Genomic DNA, 8825 nt, shown 5'->3' on the forward strand with positions numbered 1-8825 from the left:
ACCCCCGGGGCGACGGGTGTGGCCGGGCCGCCACCCGCCGTGGACCCAGGTCCGATGCCGGCAGGGGCGCGTCTTCGATGAACTGCAGGCGTGATCGAATTCCATCGCCTCAGCAAGACGTACAGCGACGTGAAGGCGCTCGACGACGTGTCCTTCACCGTGCCGGCCGGCTCCGTCACCGGGTTCCTCGGGCCCAACGGGGCGGGCAAGTCGACGGCCATGCGCATCCTGGCGGGGCTGTCCCGCCCCACCTGCGGCTCCGCCACCGTGCTCGGGCGGCCGTACGCCGAGCTGGAGCGTCCCGGTTACGACGTGGGCACGCTGCTCGACGCCTCCGCCCAGCACCCCGGCCGCACCGGCCGCGAGGTGCTGACCCTCGGCGCGATGATGCTGGGCCTGCCCCGTACGCGCGTGGACGAGGTCCTGGAGCTGGTCGGCCTGACCGGCAAGGAAGGCCGCAGGCCCGTCGGCGGCTACTCCCTGGGCATGCGGCAGCGGCTCGGCATCGGGCACGCCCTGCTCGGGCGGCCGCGGGCGCTCATTCTGGACGAGCCGGCCAACGGCCTCGACCCCCAGGGCATCCACTGGATGCGCGGGCTGCTGCGCGACCTGGCCCGCTCCGGATGCGCGGTGCTGCTCAGCTCGCACCTGCTGCACGAGGTGGAGCAGGTCGCCGACCGCATCGTGATGATCGGGCGGGGCCGCCTGCTCGCCCAGGGCACCCCGGCCGAGCTCGGCCGGGGCCGCGGCCTGGAGCAGACCTTCCTGGAGCTGACCGCCGCCGCCGACAGGGGCCTCGCATGACCACGGGGCGCATCCCGTTCCCGGTGTTGCTGTGGGTGGAGACCCGCAAGCTCGCCGACACCCGCAGCGGCAAGGTCATCACCGGCGTGCTGGCCGCCCTGGCGGCCGGCGCCGTGGTCGCCCGCGGCATCGCCTCCGGCCCCGGGTTCTACAGCGCCGCGGTGACGGCCGGCATCGTGGTGGGCATCCTGCTTCCCGTGCTCGCCGTCCTCACGGTGACCGGCGAGTGGAGCCACCGCACGGCGCTGACCACGTTCACGCTCGAACCCCGCAGGGGGCGGGTATGGGCGGCCAAGTGCCTGCCGCCCCTGATCGCCTCCGTGCTGGCCTGCGCGTTCGCGATGCTGGTCGCGGTGCCGGTGACGGCGGCCGTCGCGGCGGCGCAGGGGGTGCCGGCCGACTGGCGGGTCGCGCTGCCGGCCCTGGCGGGATGGACGGCCGCGACGGTCCTGCTCACCGCCCAGGGGCTGGCGCTGGGGACGGTGCTCATGAACGCGCCCGCGGCGATCGTGGTCTTCCTGTCCAACGCGGTCCTGTGGAGCGTCGTGGCCCGGCTCGGCCCCGCGGGGGAGGCCGCGACTCGGTGGCTGGACCTCAACACCGCCACCATCCCGCTGGTGAACGGCACCATGACCGGGGCCGACGCCGCCCGGGTGGCCGTGTCGTCGCTGGCCTGGATCGTGGTGCCGATGGCCGCGGGCATGGTGCGGACGATGCGTAGAGAGGTCGCCTGAGGTAGATCTATGCCCGATTCGTGGCGATATATTTGCATTCGTCCGGTTTAGGGGTTAGGTTGGTGCGTGTCCGGCGATGACCCGTGCCCGCGTAGTCGCGGCGAAGGGCGCCGGAACCCCGCGGATCCTTCCGCTGACCCCCCGTGCTCCGCGTAGCGTCCCGTCCGGCGTTCTGCCCGGCTACGTCCGTCCAAGCGAGCGCGAACTGCCATCGTCCCCTAACAAAGGACCTGACACATCATGACAGCTCGCCTGCGTACCTTCGCCATGCTGGCCACGACCGCCGCGACCGCCCTGACCGTGGGCGCCGCGCCGGCGCACGCCGACTCCGGCACCGTGCAGCAGGTCATGCTCAAGGGCTCCACGACCGCCTCGTACTTCTGGGACGACGCCTCCGGCCGGGCCGGCGACACCGGCCTGCCCGCCGCGGGCAAGCCCATGCAGAAGGGCCTGGCCGCCAGCCCCAGCTGGCCCCTCATGACCGAGGGGTACGCCATCTACCAGGGCAAGAAGGTGCCGTTCTTCGTCGGCGACCGCGGCCCGGGCGACCCCTCCAGCCGCGGCGTCATGCTCGACCTGGACGCCAAGACCTTCGCCGACCTGACCGGCGGCACGTTCAACCCCGAGACGCTCGGCGTCGACGGCAACGGGGGCAAGGGCCACATCGAGATCGACTATGTCGTCACCAAGTGGGGCGACGGGGTCGGCAAGAAGAACCACCCGGTCGCCTTCTCGACCGGAGCGTGGGCCGAGAGGGACACCCGGCCGGCGAACACGCCGATGCTGGTGAAGCTTCCCGCCTGAGCGGGCACGCACACGTACGCCGAGGGCGCTCCCCGATCCCAGGGGGGCGCCCTCTGCACGCCTGCCCTGCTATCCCTTGGGGGTGCTGACGCGGGGGACGGGGACCCGCGACCAGTCGATGTCGGAGCCGAAGTAGAAGCCCGGGTACGCCGGCTGGTTGTAGGCCGTCTGCTGCCGGGCCACGTCGGCGCGATACTGCGGGTCGTGCATGAGCGTGTACATCTTCCTGCCGGTCACCTCGGTGCTCAGGTAGATCCGCACCGCGTCGCCTCCCGCCGTACGGACCAGCAGTTCCTCGCGCCAGTCGCCGAAGACGTCGGCGACCAGCCCCGGGTTGCCCTTCGTCCAGTTGTTGGCCAGCGTGCCCTCGGCGGTGAGCACCGTGCCGCGCTTCCAGTCGTCGATCGTCGGCGTCTGCAGCTCGGTGGTCGCGGTGCCGTTGACGAGCTGCGTGGTCATGTCGGCGGCCCAGCGGATGCTCATGTTCGTGCCGGGCGTGGCGCGGCCCAGATGCTCGCCGCGGGCCGACCACAGGCCCGCCCGGATCCCCTCGTCGGGCGGCACCGACGACCACGCCTCCATCCCGCGGACCGCGGGGTCGACGTCGCCGACCATGCCGCGCCCGGTGTCCCGGCCGCTGTAGCCGCCGTGGATCACCTCGCCGGTGGCGGCGTCGCGCAGCGCCCACCCGTACGGCGCCCACGTGCCGCCCTCGTGCACCGTCCAGATCTCGAGGCCAGGGCGGCCGGGGTCGAAGTCGCCCACGTGCAGGGCGTCGCCGTGGCCGAGCCGGACGTTCTGCCCGGGGACGCTGCTTCCTGGCGGTCCCTCGGCGAACGACGAGTACAGCAGGTCACCGTCGTCGTCGAGGGTCGCGGCGCCGTAGACGATCTCCTGCCTGCCGTCGCCGTCCACGTCGGCGGCGCTCATCGAGTGGAAGCCCTGGGTGGTCAGGTCGGCATGGGCCGGGTTGCCGCCGGGGACGCCGTGCGGTGAGGCATTGAACGGGTTCGCCATCGGGGCGTGGCCGCTGTCGGCGTACCAGACCTCCTTGAGGCGCCGGCCGTCCCAGTCGTAGGCGACGAGCGTGGCGCGGGTGTAGTAGCCGCGCGCGAACACCGCCGACGGACGCCTGCCGTCGAGGTAAGCCACCGCGGACAGGAACCGGTCGACCCGGTTGCCCGGCTCGATCCTGGACATCGCGTAGTCGCCCCACATGAGCCCGTCGTCGCCGCGGCCGGGCTTGTAGGGGATCGTCTGCAACTCCCGGCCGGTGGCGCCGTCGAGCACGGACAGATATTCGGGGCCGGTGAGGACGAAGCCCTCGAACTCGCGCAGCCGGTTGTTGCCGCTGCGGCCCGGCGCGTAGACGTCGACGAAGTAGGTGGCCAGCTCCACGGCGTCGTCGTGGGAGAGCGGGTATGCGTACGCCGGCTCGATGCCGAAGGCCTCTTCCAGCGTGGCCGGCCAGCGTTTCGCGACCACCTCCGGGTGTTCGTGCCAGGCCGCGAACATCTCCACGATGTGCTGGAAATAGTCCGCTGCGCTCATCCGGTAGTCGTCCCGGTGCGAGTAGCCCGCCCTGACGTCCTGGCGCGGCATGGTGACGTGACGCTCGGACACGACCTGGCCCCTGCTCCCGTACCGGATGATCCTGGTGCCGGGGGCGGTCTTGAGCATCATCTCGGAGCGGCCGTCGCTGTCGAGGTCGTAGACGAGGAACTGGGTGTAGTGGGCGCCGGACCGGACGTTGACGCCCAGGTCGAGCCGCCAGCGCAGGGTGCCGTCGAGCTCGTAGGTGTCGACGTAGGTGTTGCCGGTGTAGCCGCGCTGCGAGACGTCCTTGGAGTTGGACGGGTCCCATTTGACGACGTACTCGTAGCGGCCGTCGCCGTCCACGTCGCCGACGCTCATGTCGTTGGGAGTGTACGTGTAGGACTCGCCCGCGGGCGTCACGCCGTCGGCCGGTTTCCGCAACTTGAGGTCATAAAACGATTTAACCCACGGCTTGACCGCAGCGCTGCGCCTGCCCTCCCGTCCCCTGGTGACCGGGGCCACGCGGTACTCCGAGGCCCGGGTGCCGGCGGGGTCGAGGTGGTTGGTGCTGTCGGTGACCGTCGCTATGGGGCGGCCGTCGCGGTAGACGCGGAAGGCGGGGCCGCGCATGCCGGTGTCGCCGTGCCCGGTCACCTCGTCGCCCAGCAGCCGCCAGCTGAGGAAGACGCCGTCGCTGGTCGTGGCCGCCACCAGGCCGCGGTCGAGGTGTTCGAGCCGGACGCCGCCACCCGGCCGCCCGTGTGCGCCCCCTTGTGTGCGCTCGTGTGTGCGCTCGTGTGTGCCCTCGTGTGTGCCCTCGTGTGCGGCGCTCGCCGGCGTCGTCGTGAGGGGGAGGCAGAGCAGGGCGGCCAAGGAGGCGATGAGTGCGCGGCGGATGCGGCTGGGGGGTCTCATGGTCACGGGCTCCTCGGATGACGCCCGCATGGATGCGGTTGCCCGGCATCCGGGCGGATTAAATCGATATAATCACCCGCGAGGTTATTCCTGGGTGGGGGATGTGTCAATCGTGGCCGCGCGGGATCGTGCCCCCGCGGCCACGACGGCGCCTGTTCGTGGCCGTGGCCGTGGCGCGTCGCGCGCGGTGCCGGTGCGGTCGGGTCCCGTCGAGGCCGTGACGGCCACCGGCGGGACGGGAGTGTCAGAGGTGGAAGAGGCCGGCACAGGCGGAGGCGGCGGCCTCACCGTCGCCTACCACGATGGCTCGCGCGAGAGCCACCAGGCGATCGGCCGCGATGCGGGAGTCGTCCACCGGCGCCGCCTCCGCGAGCAGGTCGTCGAGCTCACCCAGCAGGCTGGGGCCCGACAGCCGGCGTACGCAGGGCCAGGTGTCGGAGAAGCGGACCGGTGAGCCGTCCGCGTCGAGCAGGGCGAGCCGCAGGCTCCTGTCGGGGTGCGCCGCCGCGCTGCGGGCCAGCCCCGACATGACGGCCTCGCGGGCGCGGGCGAGGTCGGCCGGGTCGCGCTCGGCCCATAACGACGACAGGGCCGGTTTCTCGCCCTGCAGCGTCGGCGCGAGCACCACGGCTCCGTTGCCGTGCTGCACCTCGACCTTGCCCTGGACTTCCAGCGCCACCAGGGCGCGGCTGAGCGACGCGCGGCTGACGCCGAGCTCGGCGGCCAGGAGGCGCTCGGGCGGCAGGCGGTCGCCGGGCGACAACCCCTGAGCCTCGATGAAGCGCGCGATGTGGTCGGCCAGCTGCACGTACAGGCGTGGCCGATCCAGGCGGCCTGGTACGGCGGAGGTCTGCGGACGCTTCTCGGTCACGGGGGACATTCTATTGACAGCCGACCTGAATGGAGCAGAGGCTAGGCCAATCCGGAATGGCGCATGTACCGGGCCAGCCGCCCGACCCCCCTGAGGAGCTGCCCATGTCAGCGGAGATCATCGCGCTGGTCGTGCTCGTACTCGTGTTCTTAGTGGCCACCGTCCGATCCATCAACATGGGCGCGCTCGCACTCGTGGCCGCCTTCGTCGTGGGGACCTCCGTGTTCGGCGTGGAGGTGGACGACGTGCTCGGCGGCTTCCCGGCGAACCTGTTCGTCATCCTGGTCGGCGTCACGTACCTGTTCGCGCTGGCCAAGACCAACGGCACCGTGGACTGGATCGTGCACCGGGCGGTGGTGGCGGTCCGGGGCCGCGTCGCCCTGATGCCGTGGGTGATGTTCGCGGTCTGCGCCGCGATCACCGCGATCGGCGCGGCCAGCCCCGCCGCGGTGGCCATCGTGGCGCCGGTGGCGATGGGCTTCGCGGCCCGCTACCGGATCCATCCCGTGATGATGGGCATGATGGTGGTGCAGGGCGCGACCGGCGGGAGCTTCTCGCCGATCGGCATCTTCGGCGCGATCACCAACGGCGTCGTCGACCAGAGCCGGTTGCCGGGCAACGCGGGCGTCCTGTTCGGCGGCGCGCTGGTCGCGTGCGCCCTCATCAGCCTGGTCGGCTTCCTCGTCCTCGGCGGCACCAAGCTGCTGCAACGCGACCGGCAGTCGTCCAGGACGGCCGCGATGAGCGTCGCCTCCGTGACCGGCGGGGGCTCCGGCTCAGAGGCGGGCTCCGGCGGCGACGGCGAACCCGTGGACGACGCCCTGCCCCGCCTCGACGCGCAGCGCTCGCTCACGCTGGCCGGCCTGCTCGTGCTCGCGGTGGGCGCGCTCGTCCTCGACCTCGACATCGGCTTCCTCGCGCTCGCGGTGGCGGTCGTGCTGACGTTGATCTTCCCGTCCGCCGCCCGCGGCGCCGTCGACAAGATCAGCTGGGGTACGGTGCTCCTCGTCGGCGGCATCGTCACGTACGTCGCCCTCCTGCAGGACCAGGGCACCGTGAAGTGGCTGGGCGACGGCGTGGCCCAGGTCGGCGCTCCGCTCCTGGCCGCCCTGCTGATCTGCCTGATCGGCGCCGTGGTGTCCGCCTTCGCCTCGACGACCGGCATCCTGGGCGCGCTGATCCCGCTCGCCGTACCCTTCCTGCAGACCGGCCAGGTGGGCGCCGTCGGCATGGTCACGGCGCTGGCGATCTCCTCCTCGGTGGTGGACTGCAGCCCCTTCTCCACCAACGGCGCGCTGATCGTGGCGAACTCCGACGTGGCGGTCCGGGACGACGTGTTCAAACGCCTGATGACGTGGGGCATGACCATCATGGTGGCCGCGCCGCTTCTGTGCTGGTTGGTCCTCATCGTGCCGGGAAGACTGTCGTGACCACCTGACGGGGCGGCCATGCCGCACCTCCATGCCGCACCTCCGTGCTGAACGCCGACGAGAGGAGATCCGCGCGTGTCTGGCAGGCTGACACCTGGTCCAGCTCGAGACGCCGACGCTCTCCCTCCTCCTCGGCCAGGGCGGCGGCGGGGCCGCGCTCGCGCTCCTGCCGTGCGACCGGGTGCTCGTCGCCCAGCACGGCTGGCTGTCCCCGCTGCCTCCCCCGAGGGAGCCAGCGCCATCGTGCACCGCGACGTCGAACACGCCCCGCACGTCGCGGCCGCCCAAGGTGTCCGCTCCGCAGACCTGCTCGCCGGCGGCATCGCCGACCGGATCATCACCGAACACCCGGACGCCGCCGAGGAACCGCAGGCGTTCTGCCGCCGCGTCGGGCGCGAGCTGGGACGCGAACTCGCCGTGCTGCTGCGCGTACGCCGCCCGGAACTGCTGACCCAGCGGGTGCGCCGGTATCGCGTCCTCGGCGACGCCGCCGGCGCCCGGTCCTCCGCCGCCGCGCCCGGGACCGCCGTCGACGACGCGGTCGCCTGACGTACGCCCCTTCGCCGGGCCGGGCCGGGCCGGGGTACGGGGAAACGGCGCTCAGGCGGGGGCCCGTGAGCCGAACTCGACGTCGACTCCCTCGAACCCGTGCGGTACGCCGTCGGTCACCAGCAGTTCGGCCGCGTCCCACCCGCACACCCGGATCGGGGCGCTCAGGGCGAACTTGCGCGCGTCGCCGACCACGATGGTCCTGCGCGCGATGGCGATGAGCCGGCGCTTGGTCTCGGCCTCGTACGGTGTGGCGCCGTAGACGCCGGACCCGTCGAGCGCGGTGGCGGCCAGGAACAGGGTGCGCACGCTCATGTGCTCCAGCGAGGCCAGGGTCTCCGGCCCGCCGAACGAGCGCGTGTCCCTGCCGTACTGGCCGCCCACCCCGATGAGGGTGACGTCGGGTCTCGGCGCGAGCACGGCGATGGCGGGCAGCGAGTGCGTGATGACGGTCAGGTTCGCGCCGGAGGGGAGGAGTTTGGCGATCTCCAAGGTGGTGGTGCCCGAGTCGAGGGCGATGGCGGTGCCCGGCTCGACGTGGCGTACCGCGGCGGCGGCGATCGCCCGTTTGGCGGCGGACGCCTGGACCGAACGGTCGGTGAACGGCGTGGCGCCCATGTCGGCCGCGGCGGCGCCCCCGCGTACCGCCCTGACGAGACCGTCATCGGCGAGCCTACGCAGGTCGCGCCTGACGGTGTTGGGGGAAACGCCCAGCTCGGTGACCAGATCGGCGGCGGCCACGTACCCGTCGAGTTCGATCCTGCGCAGGATCGCCTCGCGCCGGTGCGGGGCGGACGAGTAGCGCAAGCTCGCCTCGATGTCGCTCATATGACCATGATGCCCCATAAGTTGGCGCTTTTTAGCCAACTTATGGACTTATAGTGACAACATGGCGTTGTTGTGCGGGATCGATGTGGGCACCACCCACGTCAAGGTGGGCTTCTTCGACGACCGGGGTGGCTGCGCCGCCTCCGTACGCCGCCCGACCCCGCGCACCCTGCCCGCCCTCGTGGCCGCCGTACTGGAGGCCCTGGAGGAGTGCGCCGCCCGGGCGGGGCGCGCTCCGGAGGCGATCGGGATCGCGGGCATGGCCGAGACCGGCGTGCCCCTGGACGCCTCAGGGCACCCGCTCACGCCCCTGCTGTGGTGGAACGACCGGCGGGGCACCCGGGAGGCCGCCGC

The 8825-nt window shown here is 72.2% G+C and carries 9 protein-coding genes; 6 read left to right on the forward strand and 3 right to left on the reverse strand.

From position 1 onward, the window contains the following. The first annotated feature begins 90 nt into the window (after positions 1 to 90). From E1295_RS33415 to E1295_RS52255, 3 genes are all read left to right on the forward strand, one after another. Positions 91 to 804 carry an ABC transporter ATP-binding protein gene (locus E1295_RS33415; RefSeq protein WP_132636734.1) on the forward strand — a complete coding sequence of 238 codons (714 nt, stop codon included), beginning with the start codon at positions 91 to 93 and terminating at the stop codon, positions 802 to 804. Then, the gene (locus E1295_RS33420; RefSeq protein ID WP_132636736.1) at positions 801 to 1538 is read left to right on the forward strand and encodes an ABC transporter permease subunit; all 738 of its coding nucleotides are present in this window, start codon (positions 801 to 803) and stop codon (positions 1536 to 1538) included. Before E1295_RS33415 ends, E1295_RS33420 begins: the two co-directional genes overlap by 4 nt. Before the next feature lie 240 nt (positions 1539 to 1778). Continuing rightward, positions 1779 to 2342: a hypothetical protein gene (locus E1295_RS52255; RefSeq protein ID WP_132636738.1), complete on the forward strand. Its 564-nt coding sequence runs from the start codon at positions 1779 to 1781 to the stop codon at positions 2340 to 2342. A gap of 69 nt (positions 2343 to 2411) precedes the next feature. On the opposite strand, the gene E1295_RS33430 is transcribed toward E1295_RS52255, so the two are convergent. Together E1295_RS33430 and E1295_RS33435 are read right to left on the reverse strand one after the other, a co-directional pair. Further along, positions 2412 to 4793: a rhamnogalacturonan lyase gene (locus tag E1295_RS33430; RefSeq protein ID WP_166427524.1), complete on the reverse strand. Its 2382-nt coding sequence runs from the start codon at positions 4791 to 4793 to the stop codon at positions 2412 to 2414. 244 nt (positions 4794 to 5037) lie between these two features. Next, positions 5038 to 5664 (reverse strand): FadR/GntR family transcriptional regulator, encoded by a 627-nt coding sequence (locus tag E1295_RS33435; protein WP_246080645.1) that lies wholly within the window; start codon positions 5662 to 5664, stop codon positions 5038 to 5040. A 104-nt stretch (positions 5665 to 5768) separates the two neighbouring features. On the opposite strand from E1295_RS33435, the gene E1295_RS33440 reads away from it, so the two are divergent. Together E1295_RS33440 and E1295_RS49770 are read left to right on the forward strand one after the other, a co-directional pair. Then, positions 5769 to 7094 carry an SLC13 family permease gene (locus tag E1295_RS33440; RefSeq protein ID WP_132636742.1) on the forward strand — a complete coding sequence of 442 codons (1326 nt, stop codon included), beginning with the start codon at positions 5769 to 5771 and terminating at the stop codon, positions 7092 to 7094. 243 nt (positions 7095 to 7337) lie between these two features. Further along, the gene (locus E1295_RS49770) at positions 7338 to 7643 is read left to right on the forward strand and encodes a hypothetical protein (protein WP_181958082.1); all 306 of its coding nucleotides are present in this window, start codon (positions 7338 to 7340) and stop codon (positions 7641 to 7643) included. A gap of 51 nt (positions 7644 to 7694) precedes the next feature. Here the strand turns inward: E1295_RS49770 and E1295_RS33450 are convergent, their stop codons facing one another. Continuing rightward, positions 7695 to 8471, reverse strand: coding sequence for a DeoR/GlpR family DNA-binding transcription regulator (locus E1295_RS33450; protein ID WP_166427525.1), 777 nt, complete (start codon positions 8469 to 8471; stop codon positions 7695 to 7697). Between the two features lie 61 nt (positions 8472 to 8532). On the opposite strand from E1295_RS33450, the gene E1295_RS33455 reads away from it, so the two are divergent. Then, positions 8533 to 8825: FGGY family carbohydrate kinase (locus tag E1295_RS33455; protein ID WP_246080647.1), on the forward strand; the 293-nt coding region annotated here is incomplete at its 3' end.

The organism is Nonomuraea mesophila (assembly GCF_004352805.1).
Classification (GTDB): domain Bacteria; phylum Actinomycetota; class Actinomycetes; order Streptosporangiales; family Streptosporangiaceae; genus Nonomuraea; species Nonomuraea longispora.

Coding starts and splice junctions, on each gene's coding strand:
- E1295_RS52255 (WP_132636738.1), top strand. CDS start 1,779: ATGACAGCTCGCCTGCGTACCTTCGCCATGCTGGCCACGACCGCCGCG.
- E1295_RS33420 (WP_132636736.1), top strand. CDS start 801: ATGACCACGGGGCGCATCCCGTTCCCGGTGTTGCTGTGGGTGGAGACC.
- E1295_RS33430 (WP_166427524.1), bottom strand. CDS start 4,793: ATGAGACCCCCCAGCCGCATCCGCCGCGCACTCATCGCCTCCTTGGCC.
- E1295_RS33450 (WP_166427525.1), bottom strand. CDS start 8,471: ATGAGCGACATCGAGGCGAGCTTGCGCTACTCGTCCGCCCCGCACCGG.
- E1295_RS33440 (WP_132636742.1), top strand. CDS start 5,769: ATGTCAGCGGAGATCATCGCGCTGGTCGTGCTCGTACTCGTGTTCTTA.